This window comes from Burkholderia sp. JKS000303, from assembly GCF_002563755.1.
Lineage (GTDB): Bacteria > Pseudomonadota > Gammaproteobacteria > Burkholderiales > Burkholderiaceae > Burkholderia > Burkholderia anthina_B.
Genome location: NZ_PDBZ01000003.1, coordinates 808,035 through 829,465, shown reverse-complemented (window position 1 = coordinate 829,465; position 21,431 = coordinate 808,035). Strand labels below are relative to the sequence as shown.

General features: G+C 64.0%; 22 protein-coding genes. 11 read left to right on the top strand and 11 right to left on the bottom strand.

The window, feature by feature from the left end:
- Positions 1-82 precede the first annotated feature (82 nt).
- Positions 83-565 carry a YybH family protein gene (locus BX604_RS31715; RefSeq protein WP_098554742.1) on the top strand — a complete coding sequence of 161 codons (483 nt, stop codon included), beginning with the start codon at positions 83-85 and terminating at the stop codon, positions 563-565.
- 95 nt (positions 566-660) lie between these two features.
- On the opposite strand, the gene BX604_RS31710 is transcribed toward BX604_RS31715, so the two are convergent.
- The 3 genes from BX604_RS31710 to BX604_RS31700 form a co-directional block, all read right to left on the bottom strand.
- Positions 661-1,608 carry a GlxA family transcriptional regulator gene (locus BX604_RS31710; protein ID WP_098554741.1) on the bottom strand — a complete coding sequence of 316 codons (948 nt, stop codon included), beginning with the start codon at positions 1,606-1,608 and terminating at the stop codon, positions 661-663.
- A gap of 199 nt (positions 1,609-1,807) precedes the next feature.
- Positions 1,808-2,449, bottom strand: coding sequence for an alanyl-tRNA editing protein (locus BX604_RS31705; protein WP_098554740.1), 642 nt, complete (start codon positions 2,447-2,449; stop codon positions 1,808-1,810).
- 130 nt (positions 2,450-2,579) lie between these two features.
- Positions 2,580-3,038, bottom strand: coding sequence for an Lrp/AsnC family transcriptional regulator (locus tag BX604_RS31700; protein ID WP_098554739.1), 459 nt, complete (start codon positions 3,036-3,038; stop codon positions 2,580-2,582).
- A gap of 264 nt (positions 3,039-3,302) precedes the next feature.
- Between BX604_RS31700 and BX604_RS31695 the strand changes: the two genes are divergently transcribed.
- Genes BX604_RS31695 through BX604_RS31685 form a run of 3 tightly spaced genes read left to right on the top strand, consistent with a single transcriptional unit; the run spans position 3,303 to position 6,285 of the window.
- Positions 3,303-4,691: an amino acid permease gene (locus BX604_RS31695; RefSeq protein WP_098554738.1), complete on the top strand. Its 1,389-nt coding sequence runs from the start codon at positions 3,303-3,305 to the stop codon at positions 4,689-4,691.
- Positions 4,692-4,726: 35 nt separating this feature from the next.
- Positions 4,727-5,902, top strand: a complete 1,176-nt coding sequence (gene metC, locus BX604_RS31690; protein ID WP_098554737.1) for a cystathionine beta-lyase — start codon at positions 4,727-4,729, stop codon at positions 5,900-5,902.
- A 50-nt stretch (positions 5,903-5,952) separates the two neighbouring features.
- Positions 5,953-6,285: a carboxymuconolactone decarboxylase family protein gene (locus tag BX604_RS31685; RefSeq protein WP_098554736.1), complete on the top strand. Its 333-nt coding sequence runs from the start codon at positions 5,953-5,955 to the stop codon at positions 6,283-6,285.
- 155 nt (positions 6,286-6,440) lie between these two features.
- Here the strand turns inward: BX604_RS31685 and BX604_RS31680 are convergent, their stop codons facing one another.
- On the bottom strand, positions 6,441-6,821 hold the full coding sequence (locus BX604_RS31680; RefSeq protein ID WP_098554735.1) for a hypothetical protein: 381 nt from the start codon (positions 6,819-6,821) through the stop codon (positions 6,441-6,443).
- Positions 6,822-7,183: 362 nt separating this feature from the next.
- Between BX604_RS31680 and BX604_RS31675 the strand changes: the two genes are divergently transcribed.
- Entirely contained in the window at positions 7,184-8,365 is a 1,182-nt protein-coding gene (locus tag BX604_RS31675; protein ID WP_098554734.1) for a serine hydrolase domain-containing protein, read from the top strand.
- A 94-nt stretch (positions 8,366-8,459) separates the two neighbouring features.
- On the opposite strand, the gene BX604_RS39835 is transcribed toward BX604_RS31675, so the two are convergent.
- Positions 8,460-9,467 (bottom strand): hypothetical protein, encoded by a 1,008-nt coding sequence (locus tag BX604_RS39835; protein WP_257146482.1) that lies wholly within the window; start codon positions 9,465-9,467, stop codon positions 8,460-8,462.
- Between the two features lie 462 nt (positions 9,468-9,929).
- Between BX604_RS39835 and BX604_RS31665 the strand changes: the two genes are divergently transcribed.
- From BX604_RS31665 to BX604_RS31645, 5 genes are all read left to right on the top strand, one after another.
- The gene (locus BX604_RS31665) at positions 9,930-11,267 is read left to right on the top strand and encodes an MFS transporter (RefSeq protein ID WP_098555183.1); all 1,338 of its coding nucleotides are present in this window, start codon (positions 9,930-9,932) and stop codon (positions 11,265-11,267) included.
- A gap of 56 nt (positions 11,268-11,323) precedes the next feature.
- Complete coding sequence (locus BX604_RS31660; RefSeq protein ID WP_098554733.1) at positions 11,324-12,295, top strand: dipeptidase; 972 nt, start codon at positions 11,324-11,326, stop codon at positions 12,293-12,295.
- 25 nt (positions 12,296-12,320) lie between these two features.
- On the top strand, positions 12,321-12,893 hold the full coding sequence (locus tag BX604_RS31655; protein WP_098554732.1) for a DUF5943 domain-containing protein: 573 nt from the start codon (positions 12,321-12,323) through the stop codon (positions 12,891-12,893).
- A gap of 35 nt (positions 12,894-12,928) precedes the next feature.
- Positions 12,929-13,501 carry a LuxR C-terminal-related transcriptional regulator gene (locus tag BX604_RS31650; protein ID WP_098554731.1) on the top strand — a complete coding sequence of 191 codons (573 nt, stop codon included), beginning with the start codon at positions 12,929-12,931 and terminating at the stop codon, positions 13,499-13,501.
- Between the two features lie 144 nt (positions 13,502-13,645).
- Positions 13,646-14,542: a DMT family transporter gene (locus BX604_RS31645; protein WP_098554730.1), complete on the top strand. Its 897-nt coding sequence runs from the start codon at positions 13,646-13,648 to the stop codon at positions 14,540-14,542.
- Positions 14,543-14,657: 115 nt separating this feature from the next.
- Here the strand turns inward: BX604_RS31645 and BX604_RS31640 are convergent, their stop codons facing one another.
- The 6 genes from BX604_RS31640 to BX604_RS31620 form a co-directional block, all read right to left on the bottom strand.
- Positions 14,658-15,578, bottom strand: coding sequence for a proline dehydrogenase family protein (locus tag BX604_RS31640; RefSeq protein WP_098554729.1), 921 nt, complete (start codon positions 15,576-15,578; stop codon positions 14,658-14,660).
- Between the two features lie 436 nt (positions 15,579-16,014).
- Positions 16,015-17,187 (bottom strand): NAD(P)/FAD-dependent oxidoreductase, encoded by a 1,173-nt coding sequence (locus BX604_RS31635; RefSeq protein ID WP_098554728.1) that lies wholly within the window; start codon positions 17,185-17,187, stop codon positions 16,015-16,017.
- Positions 17,184-17,342, bottom strand: coding sequence for a hypothetical protein (locus tag BX604_RS39210; RefSeq protein WP_179894929.1), 159 nt, complete (start codon positions 17,340-17,342; stop codon positions 17,184-17,186). Before BX604_RS39210 ends, BX604_RS31635 begins: the two co-directional genes overlap by 4 nt.
- A gap of 39 nt (positions 17,343-17,381) precedes the next feature.
- Positions 17,382-18,533 carry a branched-chain amino acid ABC transporter substrate-binding protein gene (locus BX604_RS31630; protein WP_098554727.1) on the bottom strand — a complete coding sequence of 384 codons (1,152 nt, stop codon included), beginning with the start codon at positions 18,531-18,533 and terminating at the stop codon, positions 17,382-17,384.
- 393 nt (positions 18,534-18,926) lie between these two features.
- Positions 18,927-19,130 (bottom strand): CsbD family protein, encoded by a 204-nt coding sequence (locus BX604_RS31625; RefSeq protein ID WP_098554726.1) that lies wholly within the window; start codon positions 19,128-19,130, stop codon positions 18,927-18,929.
- 174 nt (positions 19,131-19,304) lie between these two features.
- On the bottom strand, positions 19,305-20,837 hold the full coding sequence (locus BX604_RS31620; RefSeq protein ID WP_098554725.1) for a helix-turn-helix transcriptional regulator: 1,533 nt from the start codon (positions 20,835-20,837) through the stop codon (positions 19,305-19,307).
- A gap of 384 nt (positions 20,838-21,221) precedes the next feature.
- On the opposite strand from BX604_RS31620, the gene BX604_RS39205 reads away from it, so the two are divergent.
- Positions 21,222-21,386, top strand: a complete 165-nt coding sequence (locus BX604_RS39205; protein WP_174975033.1) for a hypothetical protein — start codon at positions 21,222-21,224, stop codon at positions 21,384-21,386.
- Positions 21,387-21,431 lie beyond the last annotated feature (45 nt).

Here is a 21,431-nt window from a genome sequence, read left to right as displayed (position 1 = left end):
GAAGGACGCAATCGACCTTGCCTGCTTCACCTGCACAACGCTGCAGCCCTCTTCAATTCAAGCCACGACTGGAAATCATCGAATGCCACAGATCCGTTTTTGCACTGCCGCGCTTGCAGTCTGCCTCTCCTTTTCGGTATTGGCGGCGCCGGCCGTCGCCGGCGGTTCGCGACATCCGCCCGGTGCGGCGATCAAGGCCGAGAACGCGCGCTGGGCAGACGCCTTCGCACGCGGAGACTACGAGGCGATCGGCCGCCTCTATACGAACGACGGCACGCTCTTGCCGCCGGGCGGCGACAAGATAACCGGGAGCCGCGCGATCACCGAGTACTTCACGAAAGGATATGCCGGCTCGAAGCCGGCTACCGTATCGTTCAGCAATTTCGAGTTCTACGGGAATGACCGGGTCGTGACGGAGATTTCCGATGCGGAAATCCGCGACCACGACGGCAAGCTCAAATACCGCGGCAAGCAGACCCTCGTCTTCCTGAAACAGGGCGGCGCCTGGAAGCTGCATCGCGACATGTGGAACGATGACGGCCCGTTGAAATCCGACGGCAATTGAGCGCCGGACGCAACACGGAGAATCGTGTCACGGAAACGCCGGCAAGCCATTAGGCACGCGCCGGCCGAATGGTGCGCTGATCGACTTTCGATCGGTCAGCGCTCACCGTTCAAGCGGCTCTGGCGCCGGATCGATTGCGGCGGGTGTCCGTGCAATTTGACGAATGCCCGCCGCATCCGCTCGGGATCCGTGAATCCCACCGCCAGTGCAATCTGTTCGATCGGCTCGCTGCCATCCTGCAGCCGCAGTCGCGCGGCTTCGACGCGCAAGCGCTCGACCGCCCTGGCTGGCGTCTCGCCGGTTTCGCGACGAAACGCGCGTCCGAATTGTCGCGGACTCAATCTCGCCGCATCGGCAAGCCGCTCGACGGGCAGCGCTTCGGCCAGATGTTCGCGCGCGAAATTCAGCGCGATGCGGATACGATCCGACTCCGGCTCCATGTGCGACATCGCGGAAAACTGCGACTGACCGCCCGGCCGGCGATACGGAACGACCAGCAGCCTCGAGACGGCGCGCGCAACGTCGGGCCCCATGTCTCGTTCAATCATCGCGAGCGCCAGGTCGATACCGGACGCGATGCCCGCCGACGTCCAGATGTGGCCATCCGCGATATAGATACTGTCGCCCTCGACCCGGGTGAGCGGAAAACGCGACTGCAGTTGCGCCGTGTATCGCCAGTGCGTCGTGGCTCTGCGGCCATCCAGCAAGCCGGTTTCAGCCAGCAAAAACGCCCCCGTGCACACGCTTGCGACCCGCGACGCCTTGGCGCCCAATTTCCGGGCAGCGGCGATGTTCTCGGAGGTCTGCATCGGAGCGATGTCGCCGCCCACGAAAACGACGGTGTCGAACGTTCGTCTCCCGATCGGCTTCGTCTCGATCGGCATGCCCACATTGCCGAGAACGGCGCCGCCCGGCTGCGAAATGACATGCAGATCGTAAGGGCTACGACCGGCTGCCGTGGCCACCTGATTGAACGCGGAAAGGGGTCCGCCGAGATCGAGAACATCGTACCCGCGGCAGACGAAGAATCCAATTCGATGCATGACGAATAAGTCCGAAGGAATCCCGATAAAGGCGCATTTTACGGAAAAACATCGAATCCGGACATTTGGCTTTAAATGAGGGAAAAACGTCCTTTTGGACTGCGTCAGTCAATCGTATAGTCGATCGTTCGAACGCCGCGTGCTGCTTGTCGCTTCCGGCGCCACACGGGCCAATCGACCGAAGACGCGAAAAACACCGCTACTCGACCAGCGTGATCTCGATTCGCTCTTTTCCCTTGCCGGTGTTTTTGCGTTTGAGTTTCAGCGTGCCGATTTCGCCCGTCGATTTCGGATGCGTCCCGCCGCATGCCATCGTCGCAAAGCCGTCGACCTTCCAGAATCGGTGCTGCGTCCGGACATCGCTGAAATCGGTCAGGATGGGCAGATCGCGCGCGGTCAGGTCCGTCACCGCCGATTCGATCTCTGCGAACAGCGGCGACAGACTGACATCGCTTGCAAAGTCGACGCGCGCCTTGTCCTGCGCGATGTGCGCGCCGATGCGCTCGATACCGGGCCGGAGTCGATAGACCAGTTGCAACACCATTTCCGCCGCGAAATGCAGGCGCATCAGCCGGTATCGCCGCTCCCAGTCGATGTGCCATGTCACGGCATCGCCGACTTTCAGCGCGTGCCCGTGCGGAAGGGTGTACACGATGTCGAGCCCCCGCTTTTCCGCGCCGAGCACCGGATAGCCGCCCAGCGAACCGGCGTCGCTTTCCTGGCCGCCCGAGAACGCAAAATAGATCGTCGAATCGACTTGCACCCGATCGTCGTTCACCTGCGTAACAACGGTGTCCAGCGCAGTTCGATAAGGTTCGTCCCAGAACACCTTGCGTGTCATCGTCAGTCCTGTTTTCCCGGCGAGGAGAACAGAATACTCGGGCCGAATTCGTCACGCTTGTACGATCTTGCGATCAGGTGCCCCTATCGCACCGCTCCATGTGTCGCCTGGAGTCGAGTCGTCCCATCCGTCAAAGCGGCAAACTCGTCGACCGCTTGATTTCCTTCAACGAGAACCCCGTATACATCTCCTTGATATTCCCCAAGCTGCGGATCCGATGCATCGCGAGCTGGTGGAACCCTTCCATGTCCCGAACAACGACCTGCAGCAGGTAATCGTATTTGCCGGACACGTTGTGGCAGGCCACCACATTCGGCAACGCCATCACGCCCGCCTCGAACGTATGCATCGCCTTCTCGGAGTGGCTGTCGAGCATGATGTTGATGAACGCAAATAACCCAAGCCCCAACTCCTGCTGATTCAGCGTCGCGTGATAGCCCTGAATCACCTGCTTTTCGAGTCGCTTGAGCCGCTTCCAGCACGCGGGGGCCGACATGCCGATCTTCTCCGCAATCTCCGCATTGCTCAACCGGCCATCGACCTGCAGCAACTCCAGGATCTTTCGGTCCGTGTCATCCAGTTCCGTCATTTCAGGTCCCTCGCCTTTCTCGCGCCATGGCAGTTTCCGCCCATCGGCCTCACCTCGCTCATCAGTCGGTTAATTGTATTCGTGCTCAAAGGCAAAAAGGTTAGCCCGAAGAAATCTTCTTAACCGGTCTATCTAAAATCATTAACCAAAGAAGAACGGACCGGTACGGATCGATTCATCCGGACAGGACGCCGTCCCCGATATCGGAACAGCGCGACCAGGAACAGGTTGCAGCCATCTATCAAGAAGACCCGGAGGAGTGCAATGAGTTTGTTCAGAACAAAGGACCTGACGGCGATGGTTGCCGCCAGCCACGCGCCACACGGCCTGAAGAAAGTGCTCGGGCCGTTCGATCTCATCCTGATGGGAATCGGCGCGATCGTTGGTACCGGCATCTTCGTACTGACGGGAACCGGTGCGCTCACCGCAGGGCCCGCCTTGACGCTTTCGTTCGTCATTGCCGCGCTTGCGTGCGGATTCGCAGCGATGTGCTACGCGGAATTCGCATCGTCGGTGCCGGTCGCCGGGTCAATCTATACGTACAGCTATGCAACGCTCGGCGAGCTCGTCGCGTGGATGATCGGCTGGGACCTGATGCTCGAATATGGCCTCGCGAGCTCGGCGGTGTCGGTCGGCTGGTCCGGATACTTCCAGTCGCTCATCGGCGGATTCGGCCTGCACTTGCCGACCGTTCTGTCGGCCGCACCGGGCGCAATCCCCGGCGTCCACACGTGGTTCAACCTGCCGGCATTCGTCATCATGCTGGGCCTGACCGCTCTGCTATCGCTCGGCATCCGCGAATCGGCCCGGCTCAACAACGTAATGGTCGGACTGAAGGTGTGCGTCGTGTTGCTGTTCATCATGGTTGGCGTTCGCCACGTTCAACCGGCTAACTGGCATCCGTTTACGCCATTTGGCTATTCGGGCGTATTCAGCGCAGCGGCGCTCGTGTTTTTCGCGTTCATCGGATTCGATGCCGTCACGTCCGCCGCCGAGGAGGTCAAGCGGCCGGCGCGCGACCTTCCGATCGGCATCATCGGTTCGCTCGGCGTCTGCGCGGTCCTGTACGTCACGGTGTCGGCCGTCATGACCGGCATCGTCCCGTACCAGAAGTTCCTCGGCATCGACCACCCCGTGTCGCTCGCACTGCAATACGCAGGCGAAAACTGGGTCGCGGGGTTCGTGGATCTCGGCGCGATACTCGGCATGACGACCGTCATCCTCGTGATGACCTACGGCCAGACGCGCATCGTCTTCGCGATGTCGCGCGACGGCCTGTTGCCCGAGAAGCTGTCGCGCGTCCATCCGACGCTCGGCACGCCGTTCTTCGCAACCTGGATGGTCGGCGTCCTCTTCGGTCTGATTGCAGCAGTCGTTCCGCTCAACGTGCTGACCGAGTTGATCAACATCGGCACGTTGGCCGCGTTCAGCCTGATTTCGGTTGCCGTCATCGTGTTGCGCAAGACACGCCCGGACCTGCCTCGCGCATTTCGCTGCCCCGCCGTGCCGCTGGTGCCGCTGCTCGCGATTGCGTTCTGCATCACGTTGACGCTGTTCCTTCAAGCGACGACCTGGATCGCATTCCTGGTCTGGCTCACGATCGGGCTCGTCGTGTACTTTGCCTATGCAAGACGCCGGTCGCTCCTCAACTGATCTCCCTCATCACGCTCTCTTGATACAAACTCATCATGCAAGACGATCACGGTAATATCGGCGCCGGAACGCTCCTGGCCCACGCAGGTAGTCATCCTGAAGATCATCACGGATTCGTAAATCCGCCGATCCATCGCGGCTCGACCGTGCTGTTCCCGAGTGTCGACGCGATGACGAACGGCAACGGACGGTACGGGTACGGCCGATGGGGCAATCCCAACACGGCCGCGCTCAGCGAAGCCATCGCCGCGCTCGAAGGCGCGGAAGGTGCCGTCCTCTGTCCGTCGGGCCTGTCCGCCTGCACGACGGCAATTCTCGCGGTCGCCGGCGCCGGTGACCATCTGCTCGTTCCGGACAGCGTCTATGCGCCGACACGCCACTTCTGCGAGACGGCCGGACGGCGCTTCGGAATCGAGACGACTTACTACGACCCATCCATCGGCGCAGCCATCGGCGAACTGTTCCGGCCGAACACGAAGGGCGTGTTCGTCGAATCGCCCGGCTCGCATACATTCGAAATCCAGGACATTCCGGCCATTTCCGACGTCGCACATCGGCACCACGCGTTGGTCATCGCGGACAACACCTGGGCCACGCCGTTGTACTTCGAACCGCTCGCGGCCGGCGCCGACATTTCGCTGATGGCGGCAACGAAGTATGTCGTCGGCCACTCCGACGCATTGCTGGGCACCGTCGCGGCGGGCCCGCGCGCATGGGAAGCACTCAAGGCGCTGCACTATCAGCTTGGCATGTTTGTCGGTCCGGACGACGTCAATCTCGGTCTCCGCGGACTCCGCACGATGGAAGTGCGCCTGGCGCGTCATCAGGACAGTGCGATGAAGATCGCACGCTGGCTCGAAACGCGTGAAGAAGTTGCGCGCGTACTGTATCCGGCTCTGCCATCACATCCTGATCACGCGCTGTGGAAGCGGGATTTCTCGGGTGCGAGCGGCCTCTTCTCGTTCGTGACGAAGGCCGCGCCGCATGCAGCGGTCAACGCGATGCTCGACGATCTGTCGTTTTTCGGTCTTGGCTATTCATGGGGCGGATTCGAGAGTCTCGCCATGACGGTCGACCCGCGAAAGATCAGGACTGCAACGCGCTGGCAGGAGCCGGGACACCTGATTCGGCTTCACATCGGCCTCGAAGACCCGTCTGACTTGATCGCCGACCTCGAAGAAGGCTTCGAACGATTCCGCCAGATGGCCTAAGCCGAGCGACACCAATCGGTACCCCATTCCCTACTGACGACGGAGAAACCATGAACGACTGGAATGCCTGCCGCGAAGCACTGACGGTTCGCCTGCGGGAGTTTTCGAAGCTTGCGCCCGACACGATGAAAGGCATCGTGTCGCTCGGCCAAGCCGGCACGAAGACAAACCATCTCGATGCGAAGACGCGGGAATTGATCTCGCTGGCCGTCGCCGTCACCACGCGTTGTGATGGCTGCATTGCCGTCCACGTAGCCGAAGCGAAGAGGGCCGGCGCGACGGTGGAGGAGCTTTCGGAGACGTTGGGTGTCGCGATCAATCTGAATGCGGGTGCAGCTTTGGTGTATTCGGCCCGCGCCCTCGACGCGTTCGACAAGGTGTGATCGAAGACCAAGGCGGGTCAGCGGCGTAGCCGCTGACGGCGGTGGTGCGTTTTGACACCACTGCCAGCCTGCGAATGTGTGACCGCCACCCGGAACGCTGCACCGAATTGTCCGCTACCGTAACAACCCCAAAGAACGAATCGGCAGAAAAGCCGCTACTGCGTAACCGGGCCACCCGACGTCCCGTCAGTCGGCATGGTCGGCAGCGGCACGGCCGCCTCGTTGCCCGACCCGCCACTCGGTGTGCTGGTCGCGCCAGCCTGGCCCCGCCGGCCCCGATGCCCGCCATGCGCGACCGTGGGCGTACTCACCGTCACAGGCCGTATCGGCGGATGCGCGATGTACTGAAAGTTCTCGTTGATCGCACTGTTGCCCGTGTCGTACGGCTGGTGCACGAATACGCTGCTGGTAACAGGCGCGCCGTCTTGCGCGAATGCGGTCGGCATGAAGGACAGCGCGGCGGTTGCCGTCGCCGCGCTCGACACGATGATGCGCATGAGCGAGCCTGCATCGCGGGCGGTCGGGTGGGTGGTCACTGGGGGTGTCCTCCAACGTGCATCCGATCGGCGATCGTCGTGTCGTCGATGGCGGCAGCCAAAAAATAGGCCCGCGCCGAGAGGCGCAGGCCGAGCGGAGCTAAAACAACACCTTGGGGGGGACAAGGCGAGGCCAGTCTAGCCCGTTACCGCCCGAAGAAGATTTCAGCCCGGATTACAGCTATTACTCCATATGACGAAGTGCCGGTCGCCGTCGCGAGCGTGCCCAAGTGGTGACATATCGCCCGGTTACGCACGCCGGCGTACTCGGCACGCGTAGCCCTTCTCCGTGTACGGGTTAACGCTGCTTCCGGCGAACGCCCCCTACCATGTCGTGCAGACCCACCACGACGGAGTCCCGGATGACCGCCTCGCCCTCATCGTCACCGCAACCGCAAACCGATCCGGCGCTCGTCGAGCGCATCGACGCGGTCCTGTCCCGCCAGCTCGACACACAGCGCCTCGTCGGCGCGGTCGTGCTGGTCGCGCACCACGGCGAGCTCGTCTATCGCCGCGCCGCCGGATTCGCCGACCGCGAGTCGCGCACGCCGATGCGCGAAGACACGCTGTTCCGACTCGCGTCGGTGACGAAGCCGATCGTCTCGACGGCTGCGATGGTGCTCGTCGCCCAACACAAGCTGTCGCTCGACGAAGACGTCACGCGCTGGCTGCCTGATTTCCGCCCCGCGCTGCCCGATGGTCGCGTGCCGACGATCACCGTGCGCCAACTGCTCACGCATACGGCCGGCCTCGCCTATCGCTTCGCGGAAGCCGACGCGAATGGCATCTATGCACGCACGGGCATCTCCGACGGCCTGGATGGCGCGACGATCACGCTCGGCGAAAACGTGCGCAGGATCGCGAGCGTGCCGTTGCTGTATGCGCCCGGCACGAGCTGGAACTATTCGGTCGCGATCGACGTCGTCGGCGCGCTGATCGAGGCCGTCTGCGGCGCGCCGCTCGGTGACGCGATCGATGCGCTCGTGCTGCGTCCGCTCGGCGCGCGCGACACGGCGTTCGTCGCACGCGATGCCGCACGGCTCGCCACCCCTTACGTCAACGACACGCCGCAGCCGCACCGGCTCGCGGAGAACGAGACGGTACCCATCATCGACGGGTTCGTCGGCGTGACCTACTCCCCGTCGCGCGCGCTCGATGCGCATGCGTTCCCGTCGGGCGGCGCCGGGATGGTCGGCACCGCCGGCGACGTGCTGAACGTGCTCGACACGCTGCGCGCGGGCGGCGGTACGCTGCTGCCTGCCGCACTGGTCGACGAGATGGGCCGCGTACAGACGGGCGATGTCGAGTTGCCGGACCGGCCCGGCGTGGGTTTCGGGATTGGCTTTTCGGTGTTGCGCGACCCGCAGGCGGCCGCGTCGCCGGAATCGGCGGGCACCTGGCGCTGGGGCGGAGTGTACGGCCACTCGTGGTTCGTCGACCGCGCCCGCGGGCTCACCGTCGTGTCGTTGTCGAACACGCTGTATGAAGGAATGAACGGGCAATACACGGTCGATCTGCGCGATGCCGTCTATGGCGTGCGGTAACGCGTGGAATGGCACGGGCACGGCGAAGCCGGGTCGATCGCGATAGCAACCCTGCGCGGATTTAGCAACGACTCGCCTTTCGCGCGGAAACCGTTCACTCGTGACGCCCGGCCGGCGCGCCGCCATCACTTCGTTGAATCAAGACGCGGACCGCACGCAACAGGTGGCGGTTGATCGTCGGAATCAACGATGCCGGAATCTCGTAAGGGCCGCCCGTCCCAAAATCGGCCGCATGCATGATGTGACTCAACCCGACGTTGAACTGAACGAACGCTTCAATGGTCGGGTCCTCCTGCATGGCCGTCTTCATTGCGTCATCATCGAGACGGTGCGCCGAATAGAGCATGAACGTCGGCGCATCGACAGGCGGAAGTGCCCGGAATCCCGCATGAACGAGCCAATCGTATTGCGCGCGGTCGACCTTGACGATACTCGAAGAGCCGTAGAGGTTGATACCGCTCCTCGCGAGGTGGTCGATCCACCAATCGTTCTGCCATCTCTCGTAGCCCAGCAACGCGCCTTCCAGCCGCTCCATGTTCTCGCAGCCGTCCCCTCGCAGGTTGATGTGCTGTCGAATGAGTTCCAGCGCCGTGATGCGCCACTCCTCGCCCTTGAGCGTATAGAGCACTTGCCCGATGCGGCGTGCCGGATGGTTTGGGCGAGACGCATCGATAATGATTTCCTGCGAATGGAACACACCCTGATCGACATACGCGTCGAAGCGCGCCTTCAATTCGACCGACGGCTGCCATTCGCTGTTGTATTCGATGAACCCGAACGGCTTTCGCCCCTGCGCCATCAGCGCCAGCTCATAGCCGGTATGGATGAGGTAAGGGACGCGAACGCCGGTATCGACGTGCTTGCAGAGAAAACCTTCGCGCGAGCCGTGGTCGAACGCGATCCCGAAGGCGTCGCACACGGCGGCGACCTGTGCCGACGACAGACGATAGGCGTCGTCGAGTGCGGCATCGTCGGACGCATCGGGATCGACCAGTCGACGCAGCGTATCGAGGTCGTCGGTTTCGAACCGGACGTCGAGGCACGGGTACCGTAGATCCGGATCGACGACGGACAGAATGAAAGACGTTTGCGAATGTGCCATGGCAGTTTTCCGGTAACCCGATTCGAAAAGTTCGACAAACGGCAGACCGGTCGAACGGCACGCGAGATGACGGGCCGCTGCTCAATCGCGTACCGATTGTCGACGATCCGTCTGACGATGTCGAACGTCTGGTCCCGGTCAATGAGCGCTGCTCGCGCGCCGCGCGCTCTCCTCGGGAAAACCCGGCTGCGCTGCGCATCTCGGCAATATGTAGCCCAAGGGATACAAAAACGCATCGAATCAGGAAATTTGTAGGCCAAAGTCAGCAAATCCACGGCGAGTCCCCGCCATCCCCCACCACCGATTGAACGCCCCGCAGGGCGGCGCATGACAGGCGCTTACCCGGCGAACCGTCCACCCGCCCCCGATTACCTAGGTAATTGACACGTATAGACCTAGGTAATTGGCGTCCCTAGTATGGTTTCGACGCGAATCGAGCGCGCATCTGAAAAGGACACGACCATGAGTACCCAAAACGTCGACACCAAAACGTTACGGCGCGTGATCGCCGCGGCGTCGATCGGCAACTTCGTCGAGTGGTTCGATTTCGCCGCATACGGCTTTCTCGCCACGATCCTGACGCGCGAGTTCTTTCCGAGCGGCGACCCGACCATCGGACTCCTGAAGACCTTCGCCGTCTTCGCGGTGGCATTCGCATTCCGCCCGCTGGGCGGCCTGATCTTCGGCGTCATCGGCGACCGCATCGGGCGCAAGCGCACGCTCGCGCTGACGATCCTGATGATGGCCGGCTCGACGACGCTGATCGGCCTGCTGCCGACCTACGCAAGCATCGGCTACTGGGCGCCCGTGCTGCTCACGATCATTCGCTGTGTGCAGGGCTTCTCCGCAGGCGGCGAATACGCCGGCGCATGCGCGTACGTGATGGAACACGCGCCGCGCCGCCGCCGCGCCTTCTTCGGCAGCTTCGTGCCGGTGTCGACGTTCTCGTCGTTCGCTTGCGCGGCGGTGGTCGCCTATCTGCTCGAATCGTCGCTGTCGTCGCAGGCGATGATCGACTGGGGCTGGCGCGTGCCGTTCCTGATCGCCGCGCCGGTCGGCCTCATCGGCGTCTACCTGCGGGTCAACCTGAATGAGACGCCGGCGTTCCAGGCGCTCGAGGGCAAGCACGACATCGCGCACGCACCGCTGATGGAAACGCTGCACTCGCAGTCGTTGAATATCCTGAAGCTCGGTGCATTCGTGTCCGTGACCGCGCTGTCGTTCTACACGTTCACGACCTATTTCGCGACGTACCTGCAAGTGGCCGGCCACCTGTCGCGCGGCACGTCGCTCCTCGTGACGGTCCTCGCCCTGCTGTTCGCCGCGGCGTTGTGTCCGGTCGCCGGCCTCTTCTCCGACCTCGTCGGCCGCCGCGCCACGATCGCAAGCACCTGCATCTTCATCATCGTGTCGGTCTATCCGGCCTTCTCGCTGGGCGGCTCGGGCGTGTTGTCGCACTCGCTGGTCGGCGTGGCGCTGCTGGCCATCGGCGCGGTGTTCTCGGGTGTGGTGACGGCCCCGCTGATGTCGGAAGTGTTCGCGACGAAAACCCGCTACACCGCCTCCGCGATCACGTACAACCTCGCCTACACGATCTTCGGCGGCACCGCGCCGCTCGTCGCCACGTGGCTGATCTCCTCGACGGGCACCAACCTGTCGCCGGCGTACTACCTGATCGCCGTGTCGATCTTCGCGATGATCGGCGGTCTGGCACTGCCGGAAACGTCGAAGACCGCGCTCGAAGATGCCGGTCCGGCGACGGCGAGATCCGCGCAGCGCGGCGTCGAACGCGCCGTTTGAACCCACGTCCGGCTCCTCGAGCCGGCCTGCACAAAATCAACACATAGAGAGACACCATGAGCAGCCTTCACGACTCCAGCATCATCATCGACGGCCTGAACATTTCCAAATTCGAGCGATCGGTGTTCGAAGACATGCGCAAGGGCGGCGTCACGGCCGTCAACTGCACGGTCTCGGTGTGGGAAGACTTCCAGAAGACGATCGACAACATCGCGGAAATGAAGCAGCAGATCCGCGAATACAGCGAGATTCTCACGCTGGTGCGCACGACGGACGACATCCTGCGCGCGAAGAAGGAGAACAAGACCGGCATCATCTTCGGCTTCCAGAACTCGTATGCGTTCGAGGACAACCTCGGCTATATCGAAGTGTTCAAGGAACTCGGCGTGAATGTCGTGCAGCTCTGCTACAACACGCAGAACCTGGTCGGCACGGGCTCCTACGAACCGGATGGCGGCTTGTCCGGATACGGCCGTGAAGTGATTCAGGAGATGAACCGGGTCGGCATCATGGTCGATCTGTCGCACGTCGGCGCGAAGACCTCGTCGGATGCGATCGCCTGCTCGAAGAAGCCGGTCACCTACTCGCACTGCTGCCCGTCCGGGCTGAAAGAGCATCCGCGCAACAAGACGGACGATCAGCTGCGCGAGATCGCGGAAGCCAACGGCTTCGTGGGCGTCACGATGTTCATGCCGTTCCTGCGACGCGGCGCCGACGCCACCATCGACGACTATCTCGAAGCGATCGAATACGTGATCGACGTGATCGGCGAAGACAAGGTTGGCATCGGCACGGACTTCACGCAGGGCTACAGCACGGAATTCTTCGACTGGATCACGCACGACAAGGGCCGCTATCGCCGCCTGACGGACTTCGGCAAGGTCATCAACCCGGAAGGCATCCGCACGATCGGCGAATTCCCGAACCTGACGGCCGCGATGCAACGCGCCGGCTGGAGCGAGTCGCGCATCAAGAAGGTGATGGGCGAGAACTGGCTGCGGGTCTTCGGCGAAGTCTGGAACGTCTGAGCCGCACCACGCACCCGTCGCCGCCATGCAGCCACAACTGCCCATCGACGTCGATCCGGACACCGGCGTCTGGACCACCGACGCGCTGCCGATGCTGTACGTCCCGCGCCACTTCTTCACGAACAATCATGTGGCGGTCGAAGACGCGCTGGGACGCGAAGCCTATGCGTCGATCCTCTACCCGGCCGGCTACAAGTCGGCCTATCACTGGTGCGACAAGGAGGCGAAGCAGCACGGCATCGGCGGCATGGCGGTGTTCGAGCATTACCTGAAGCGCCTGTCGCAGCGCGGCTGGGGGGTGTTCAGCATCGCCGAAGCCGATCCGGCGACGGCGCATGCGCGCATCCACCTGCATCACTCGTCCTTCGTGCTGGCCCGGCCCGACGCGCACGGCAAGCTCTGCTACATGTTCGCCGGCTGGTTCGCCGGTGCGATGGACTGGGTCAACGACACCGCCGTCGACACGGCGAGCAAAGGCCCGCGCGCGTTTTCGTCCGAAGTGCAATGCGCGGGCGAGGGGCACGCGTGCTGCATCTTTCAGGTCGAGCCGCTCGCCCGGCAAGCGCTACAATCGGACCGGAGTGAACCCGCCCGATAGCCTGGGTCCGAACCCGGTTCGGGCCCGTCGACACGATGCCGAACATGACCGACACGATGCCCAGCCTCGACTACGAAGATCTCTTCCGGCACCTGCCGGTCGCGGCCATCGTGGCGAAGGAACGCATCATGGTCGACTGCAACGACCGCGCGTTGCAGCTGTTCAGGGCAACCCGCGACGACATCGTCGACCAGTCGTTCGCGAAGCTGTACCCGGAACAGAAGGACTTCGCGACGACCGGCCGTCGCCTCGCGCCGCTGCTCGCGAAACACGCGGGCTTCAGCGACGACCGCATCATGCGGCGCATCGACGGCAGCCATTTCTGGGTCACCGTCTGCGGCTTCGGCTACAACCCGAAGCGGCCGTTCGAGCTGGCCATCTGGACCTTCACCGACCTGTCGGGCGACACGAAGCATCCCGACGTCACCAGCACGTTGACCGAACGCGAGCGCGACGTTGCCGCATTTCTGGTGCACGGCCTGACGAGCAAGGAAATCGGCAAGGAGCTGAGCATCAGCCCGCGCACCGTCGACATCCATCGCGCGAGCCTGTTGAGGAAGTACGAAGTCCGAACGACACACGATCTCATCGGCCGCCTGCTGGCTTGAGTCGCGCACGAGCGTGATGCCGCGCACTTACCTAGGTAAGCAGCGCGTATGGACCCGAATCCTGCGAGTCCCTATCCTCTTCATTACGCCGGACAGCGTACGTGATGCGCAACGCATCACGATTCTCCTCGAACGATCACCATCATGAAGCTCGCACGCGTCGCATTCCTCCTGCTCGGCCTCTTCTGGGGATCCAACTTCATCTACATGAAGTACGCGTCGCAGTTCATCAGCCCGATGCAGATCGCATTCGTGCGCGTGCTGTTCGGCTTCCTGCCGCTGGCATGCGTCGCGTGGCAACGCAAAGTCATTCACGTCAGCCAGCTACGCCACCTTCACCACTTCATCGTGATGGGGCTCGTCGCAACCGCGTTCTACTATTTCGCGATCACGCAGGGCACCGCGCTGCTTCCGTCCGGCATCGCGGCCGTGCTCGGCAATGCGGCCGCGCTCTTTACCGCGATCTTCTCCGCGCTCTTCCTGAAATCCGAAAAGCTCAATCGCGTGATGGCGGGCGGCGTGTTGCTCGGATTTCTCGGGATCACGCTGATCGCCCGTCCGTGGGAAGGCGCCAGCAGCACGATCGCACTGTCCGGCGTGTTCTGGCTCCTGACGAGCTCGCTCGTGCTCGGCCTGTCGTACGTCTACGTGCGGGCGTTCCTGAGCCCGCTGCAATTGCCGCCGCTCACGCTGGCGACGTGGCAGATGGGAATCGCGGTCGTCGCGCTGGCAGCCGTCACGAACTTCGACGGCCTTTCGCACATCGTCGGCCATCCGCTGGCGGGGATCGGCCTCGTCGTCGGCGGCGGGATTCTCGGCACCGGGATCTCGTTCCTGCTGTATTACTACCTGCTGGACGAATTCGGCGCGGTGGCATCTTCCGGGGCGACCTACATGGCGCCGGCCGTCGCGCTGCTGATCGGCTGGGCCGTCGGCGAGAAGTTCGGTCTGCCGGAGTGCGTCGCGCTCGCGCTGATCATCCTGAGCGTGGTGACGCTGCATCTCGGGCGGCAGCGCATGGTTCAGCGCGCGATGTCGTAAGAGGCTGTTTTTCCGACGAGCGGTTTCGGCAAGTCAGCCGGCCCTCTCGAAAGCGACCGTTCGAACCGGGACCGACGATCTCGTCGGCCCCGGTTCCCGGGATGAACCGTAACGGTCAGCGCGTCCGCTCGCGACGTATCATCGCCGCCAGGACATAGCCGGCAATGCGCGGATTCTCCTTGATTCGCCGGGTGCTGTAGCCATACCAGTCATGCCCGTATGGCACATAGACGCGCACATTGAATCCTTGCCGAAGCAAAGCGTCACGCAGCGGTTCACACACACCCAGCAACATCTGGAACTCGAAGCGCGCCGTGTCGATCTGTTCGCGTTGCAGCCACCGGGTCAACGCATCGATCAATTGTGCATCGTGCGTTGCAATGCCGACGAATGACCCTGCCTGAATCGCGCTCGACACGTGCCGAACGAAGTGTGCGTTGATCGCAGACCGATCCGTCGATGCGCCCTCGACAAGATGTGCCTTCGCTTCCACGTAAATTCCCTTGCAGATCCGCATGCGACTCTTGCGTGCCTGCAATGAAACGATGTCGTCGTCGGTGCGCTTCAGATACGCCTGTAGCGTGAGTCCGACCGGATAGCCATCGGACTCCAGCTTCCGGAACGCGTCGAGCGTTTTCTGGGTGCAACTGACGTCTTCCATGTCGATGCACGCGCGGATCCCTTGCGATGCTGCCGCGCGCAGAATCGCCGAGACGCGCGCCATGCAGGCGTCTTCGTCGAGATGCAAGCCGAGCGCGGTCAACTTGATCGACAGCTCGGTCGGCTCGTTTTGCGCACCGAGCGCCTGGACGAGATCGAGATAATCGCGCGCCATCGACTCTGCCTGATCCGACGACGCCGCGCTCTCACCCAACACATCGACGGTCGTCCTGAAGCCTGCCGCATGAAGCACCTGGATGCGCGCACGCGCGTCGCAAAGCGTTTCGCCGGCGATATAGCGGCGGGAGATCTTGCGGATCAGCGAACGGGGAACGAGGGGGATGGCGCAAGCCGCCATCGTATTGAAAATACGCATGTTGTGGTCTCGTGAAAATGCCGTCGCACGAATCCGACGTGAGAAGTCGATTCGAGCGACATCCCCGGGCTGTTGTCGACAACAGTCCGGGACGAAGGCCAGACGGATGCAATCACGGCATCGGTGCAGGCTTTCAGTGCGTTTTCGAGGGAGGCCAGGCGGCTGCGTACATGGATCGAGTGAACTCGGTACAGGGTCGGTGGGTGCCTGCTTTCGCTATGTCGGTCAGGCGTCGCAAATCGTAGCACGAACGAACCCGGGCCATCAGTCGACGCGTGCGGTGTCGGGGGTGTCGGGGGTGTCGGGGGTGTCGGGGGTGTCGGGGGTGTCGTGACCGGCAATCCACAAAGAACAAAAAAAGCCCGGCAAAGCCGGGCCAACCAGATTGAGACACAAGGAGAATCCCGCCCACCCCACACCGGGCGGTCACGCCGCGCTACACGACGTTCTTTTCGACGATCGGCCGGTTTTCCAGCACGCGCGCCCAGCCGAGCGACGACAGGTCGAGCGAGTCATACCGCCCGCCCAGAATCAGTTCACTCACCCCGCGCCCGGTCGCAGGCCCTTGCTGCAACCCGTGGCCGCTATACCCGTTCGCGAACACGACGTTGTCGAGTTCCGGGTGATAGCCGATGATCGCGTTGTGATCGAATACGTTGTACTCGTAGTACCCGGACCAGCAGTTCTCCACGCGCAGCGCTTCGAACTCCGGCACGCGATTCGCGAGCGTCGGCCAGATCACGTCGTCGAACAGGTCGTGATCAACCTGGTCGAGCGGCAGATCGTCCGGATCGCGATCCGGGCTCGGCGACGTCCCGCAAATGTACGTGCGCCCTTCCGGCCGGAAATACACGCCGGTCGGATCGATCAGCAGCGGACAATCGGCGAGCTTCGCCGGCGACGACACGTTGAAGATGCTGCGACGCCGCGCATACACGGGAATGTCGATGCCCATCATCGACGACAGCGTACGCGTCCACGCGCCTGCCGCATTGACGACCGTGTCGCACGCATAACGCTCGCCGTCGCCCGTCACGACATGCGTGATCTTGCGGCCATCGCGCACGACCGACTTCACGTCGGCCGGCACGTAGCGCGCGCCGAGCGCCTGCGCCTTCTTGCGCAGCGCCTGCACGAGCCCGTAGCCGTCGAACCACCCTTCGCCGCTCACGCCGTACGCGCCCGACACGAGATCGTCGACGTTCAGCCACGGAAACTTCGCGCGCAGCGCATCGCGGTCCATCAGGCGAATATCGGCGCCGAGCCGGGTTTGCAGCGCGTGGTTCTCGCGCAGCGTCGCGTCGCCTGCAGGCGTCGCGAGGAACAGATATCCGCCTTCGTGCAGGTCGATCGACGGCCGGTTGCCGTCGACCTCGAGCCGCTCGCCGATGTTGCGCAGGAAGTCGATCCCGAACAGCGACATCTCGATCGACAACGGCGTCGAGAACTGCTGGCGAATCGACGCGGCCGACAGTGCCGACGACGACTTCGCATAGGTGGGATCGCGTTCGATGACGGTCACGGAAACCGTCGGATCGGTAGCACGCAGGAAATAGGCGATCGAGCTGCCGATCACACCACCGCCAACGATGACGACTTGAGAACTCACGACTGACTCCAGTTGCACGTATAAGGCGCGGCCAGCCGGCCGCGCCCGAAGGTTGTTCGTGCCGCGTCGCGCGCGGCGCCGTGCGTGCGGACCACCCGGCGAATCGCCCCGACATGCGCAGCGATCGCATCCGATCGCTGCAGGTATTTCAGCACGTCCGGGCGCGCCGCGAAAGTCCGCGCGCGTTCGGGTGTTCAGTTCGCCGTTTGCGTGGTAACCGGCTGCCACGCGGCGTTCTTCACTTCATACAGCGTCGAGCTCGGGTTCTTCAGGTCGCCCGTGTTCGTGAACGCGATCGTGCCCGTGATGCCGTCGTAACGCGTGCTCTTCAGCGCGCCGTTGAAATCGGCCGGCTTGGTCGAGTTCGCCTTCTGCATCGCGTTGATCGCGATCCACGTCGCGTCGTACGCGAACGGTGCGTACGCGAGCATGTCGACGCCGTACTTCTGCTTGAATCGGGTTTCGAACTGCTTGCCCTTCGCGAGACGCGCGAGCGGCTGCCCGTATTCCCACACGGACGCGCCTTCGGCCGCATTGCCGGCGAGCTTGATGAAGTTCGCGTTCATCACGCCGCCGCCGGCCAGGAACTGCGCGCGGATGCCGAGCTGGCGCATCCGCTTGACGATCATCGCCGACTGCGCGTCGAGGCCGCCGAAGAACACCAGGTCGGCGTTCGTGCTCTTGATCTTGGTGAGCTGCGCGCTGAAGTCGACGGCCTTGTCGTTCGTGAATTCGCGCGCGACGATCGTGCCGCCGTTGGCCTTCACGGCCTTCTCGAATTCGTCGGCCTCGCCCTGGCCGAACGCGGTGCGGTCGTCGATGATCGCGATGCGCTTCGCCTTGGTCACGCCCGCCGCATACGCACCGGCGTTGCCGGCGTTCTGCGTGTCGGTCGCGATCACGCGATACACGGTGCCGAGCCCGGCGCGCGTGATGTCGGGATTGGTCGCCGACGGCGTGATCATCGGAATGCCGGCCTTCGCGTAGATCTTCGACGCAGGCAGCGTCGTGCCCGAGTTGAAGTGGCCGATCACGACGGCCACCTGCGCGTCGGTCAGCTGCTGCGCGGCCTGCACGCCGATGCGTGGATCGCTCTGGTCGTCCTGCGACGTGACGACGAACTTCACCGGCTTGCCGCCGATCGTCGTGTGCGCGGCGTTCGCCTCGTCGACGGCCATGCGCACGCCGTTCTCGATGTCCTTGCCGTAGGCGGCGCCGCCGCCGGTCAGCGGCACGGCCACGCCGATCTTGACGACCGTTTCCTGCGCGTGGGCCGCGCCCGCCTGGAACGCGAACATCGCGGCGGTCAATGCAATGCCGGAAAGCGAACGAATGCGGAACGTCATCGGCCAATCCTTCTTCTGTGTGTCGGGATGCGACGCGCGACTGCCGCGCGCCGGCGACCTTTCGCGCGCCGGTTGATCACCGCGGCTCCGTCTCCGGGGAACCTGTCAGCGCGAAAGAGGTGAACCGATTGTGGGTAGCCAATACGCGTGCAGCAAACGAAATATCGGAACTACGTTGTGAGGAATTGTCATCAAGTACCGTCGCATCGGACGGCAGACGGCCCGCGCGACGGCGGGCCGGGAGGGAAAACGTCAGGCGGGATGTGCGCAGAGGCCGCTGCGCCAAGGCTGGGCGAGGTAATGCCGATGGAGAATCACCGCTGCTTCGAGCGGCCTTGGCGCATCACGCGGCGCGGCGTGCGGCGCGCGATCCGGCCGATGGCGCCCGGTGCATCAGTGCCGGTCGATATGCGTGTCGGTGCCCGTATGCTTGCGCACCGCGTCGGCCGCCTCGCCAGCCTTCTCCTGGAGCTTGCCGGCCTGCTGCTCCGCCACGCCTTGCGCTTCCGTCTCGCGATCGCCCGTCACCTTGCCGAGTGCTTCCTTGACCGAACCCTTCACTTGTTTGAGCTTGCCTTCGATGCGATTCCTGTCCATGGTCGTCTCCTGCGATGATTTGGGGAGACGGCAATGCGGCCACTTGCGGGCGCCCCCGCGCCGCACCGCCGAGTGGACAGGATCGCAGCCGCGCACCGCGCGGGGCAGATGCGGATGCACCGGTGTGCATGGTGCATTCGCACCGATGACGCCGGATCGCGGGAACGCCCGGCATCAGCGCTTGCCGTTCGCGCCGCCCTTCTCGCCGCGCGCACCATTCGTCTCGGCGGTGCCGACGATGCCGCGCTCGCGCGCCCACACGATCGCCTCGCCGCGGCTATGCACGTCGAGCTTCGCGTAGATCGTCGCGACGTGATTGCGGACCGTATTCGGCGCGAGGCCGAGGCGCCCGGCGATCTCCTTGTCGGCGAGACCGCGACACAGCAGGTCGAACACGTCGCGCTCGCGCGCGGTGAGATCCGACAGTTGCGCGCCCGCATCCGGCGCATTCGCGCGCCGCACGTTCGCGAGCTTCTCGATCAGCGTGCGGCTGAACCACGACGCATCCTGCATCGCCGTCTCGATCGCATAGACGAGCTCCATCTCGGTGCGCTTGCGATCGCTGATGTCGAGCAGCGCGATCAGCACGCAATCCTGCCCGTGAATCGCGACCGGGTCGGCCGACACGACGCAATCGCGCACGTCGCCGTCCTGCGTGCGGATCTGCACGTCGGCATTGCGCACGTTGCCGTCGCGCGCGAGCCGGCTGTCGAGGTGCTGCCGCGCGCCGCGCTCGGCCCACAACCCGATCTCGTCGGCGGACTTGCCGAGCAGGTCGTCGCGCGCATGGCCCGTCATCCCGACGAAGGCATCGTTGACGTCGAGCAGCTCGAAGCCGTCGGCCGTGACGATCGCGGTCGCGACCGGCGCCATCCGGAACGCCTTCGCGAACCGCTCCTCGCTCTGCCGCAGCGCAAGCTCGGCCTGCTTGCGCGGCTCGAGATCCATGAACGTGAACAGCATGCACGCCTCGTCGCTCATGTCGATCGGCTGCCCGGCGACGACGACCGCCTTGGTGCTGCCGTCCGCGCACTTGAGCACGGCCTCCATCTGCGGGATCGTCGCGCCCTCGCCGAGCCGCTCGATCGCGAGTTCGCGCCGCTCGGCCTGCTCCAGCACGTCGATCTCGTAGACGGAGCGGCCGAGCACGTCGTCGCGCACGTAGCCCGCCATGTCGAGGAAGCCCTGGTTGACCTTCACGTAGCGCAAGTCGTCGAGCCGGCAGATCACGGCCGGCGCGGGATTCGCGCTGAACGTGCGCTCGAAGCGCTCCTCCGCGCTCGCCCATTCGGTCGCGTCGTGCAGCACGAGCGCGAGACAGTCGGGCTCGCCGGCCGCGTTCGTCAGCACGAGGCTGCGGATCCGGTGGACCCAGCTCACGTTCTCGTCGGCCGCCGATTCGACTTCGACCGTCACGTCGCTGAACTCCTCGCCCGCGATCACGCGATCCATCGGATAGTGGCCGTCGCGCACCGGATGGTTGTTCCGGTAACGCAGGCGGAAACGCTCGCGATACTCGGTGACGTCCGCGCCGAGTGCGTCGAGTTCGGTCACGCCGTGCATCGCGAGCGCGGCCTCGTTCGCCCACACGATGCGCTGGTCGGGCTCGATCAGGATCACGCCCTCGGTGAGCCCCGCGATGATCTGGTGCAGCTGGCGCCGGTCGGTATGCGACTTCAGCGCCTGTTCGTTGACTGGTTCGTCCATTGAATGGTGGTCCACGTCGTCAGCATGATGGCCGGTCCGGTCGCATCGTGGCCGGCACGCGCCGATGGGCGCGTGCGGCGATGATCGCGTGTCGCCGCTACGGGCGACAGGCACGGATGCACTATGCCCGATAGTACATTCGCACGCCGCTTCGGCATCGTGCGATACCCCGCCGAGCGGCGCAGCACGCCCCCCGCGCCGGTCGTCACGCGCTGCGCGCGCCACGGCCGCATTTCCCGCTCCCGCACACCGTTCCGTCCCCCGTGCAAACGCACTAGCGAACCCGGTGAATTTGCGCGATGTCCGCGTACGTTCGCCCCGGTACGCTGGTCCTGCATCGGCGCTCACGCGCTGCCCTTCCACACCGCAGAGGAGGTTCCGCTGATGAAGCTGCATCAGACACCCGACCCGACGCGGCCCGAACCGGCCCCGGACAATCCGCCCGAACCGCCGCCCGGCACCGATCCGCCGGTGCCGCTGCCGCCCGACGTACCGCGCCCGGACATGCCGCCGCGCGAGCCCGGCTACGACACGCCGATCGCGCGGTAAGCGCCGCGCGCGACGCGATCCGCATTCGCCGACTCGCTCGTTCAC

Coding starts and splice junctions, on each gene's coding strand:
- BX604_RS31715 (WP_098554742.1), top strand. CDS start 83: ATGCCACAGATCCGTTTTTGCACTGCCGCGCTTGCAGTCTGCCTCTCC.
- BX604_RS31710 (WP_098554741.1), bottom strand. CDS start 1,608: ATGCATCGAATTGGATTCTTCGTCTGCCGCGGGTACGATGTTCTCGAT.
- BX604_RS31705 (WP_098554740.1), bottom strand. CDS start 2,449: ATGACACGCAAGGTGTTCTGGGACGAACCTTATCGAACTGCGCTGGAC.
- BX604_RS31700 (WP_098554739.1), bottom strand. CDS start 3,038: ATGACGGAACTGGATGACACGGACCGAAAGATCCTGGAGTTGCTGCAG.
- BX604_RS31695 (WP_098554738.1), top strand. CDS start 3,303: ATGAGTTTGTTCAGAACAAAGGACCTGACGGCGATGGTTGCCGCCAGC.
- metC (WP_098554737.1), top strand. CDS start 4,727: ATGCAAGACGATCACGGTAATATCGGCGCCGGAACGCTCCTGGCCCAC.
- BX604_RS31685 (WP_098554736.1), top strand. CDS start 5,953: ATGAACGACTGGAATGCCTGCCGCGAAGCACTGACGGTTCGCCTGCGG.
- BX604_RS31675 (WP_098554734.1), top strand. CDS start 7,184: ATGACCGCCTCGCCCTCATCGTCACCGCAACCGCAAACCGATCCGGCG.
- BX604_RS39835 (WP_257146482.1), bottom strand. CDS start 9,467: ATGGCACATTCGCAAACGTCTTTCATTCTGTCCGTCGTCGATCCGGAT.
- BX604_RS31665 (WP_098555183.1), top strand. CDS start 9,930: ATGAGTACCCAAAACGTCGACACCAAAACGTTACGGCGCGTGATCGCC.
- BX604_RS31660 (WP_098554733.1), top strand. CDS start 11,324: ATGAGCAGCCTTCACGACTCCAGCATCATCATCGACGGCCTGAACATT.
- BX604_RS31655 (WP_098554732.1), top strand. CDS start 12,321: ATGCAGCCACAACTGCCCATCGACGTCGATCCGGACACCGGCGTCTGG.
- BX604_RS31650 (WP_098554731.1), top strand. CDS start 12,929: ATGCCGAACATGACCGACACGATGCCCAGCCTCGACTACGAAGATCTC.
- BX604_RS31645 (WP_098554730.1), top strand. CDS start 13,646: ATGAAGCTCGCACGCGTCGCATTCCTCCTGCTCGGCCTCTTCTGGGGA.
- BX604_RS31640 (WP_098554729.1), bottom strand. CDS start 15,578: ATGCGTATTTTCAATACGATGGCGGCTTGCGCCATCCCCCTCGTTCCC.
- BX604_RS31630 (WP_098554727.1), bottom strand. CDS start 18,533: ATGACGTTCCGCATTCGTTCGCTTTCCGGCATTGCATTGACCGCCGCG.
- BX604_RS31625 (WP_098554726.1), bottom strand. CDS start 19,130: ATGGACAGGAATCGCATCGAAGGCAAGCTCAAACAAGTGAAGGGTTCG.
- BX604_RS31620 (WP_098554725.1), bottom strand. CDS start 20,837: ATGGACGAACCAGTCAACGAACAGGCGCTGAAGTCGCATACCGACCGG.
- BX604_RS39205 (WP_174975033.1), top strand. CDS start 21,222: ATGAAGCTGCATCAGACACCCGACCCGACGCGGCCCGAACCGGCCCCG.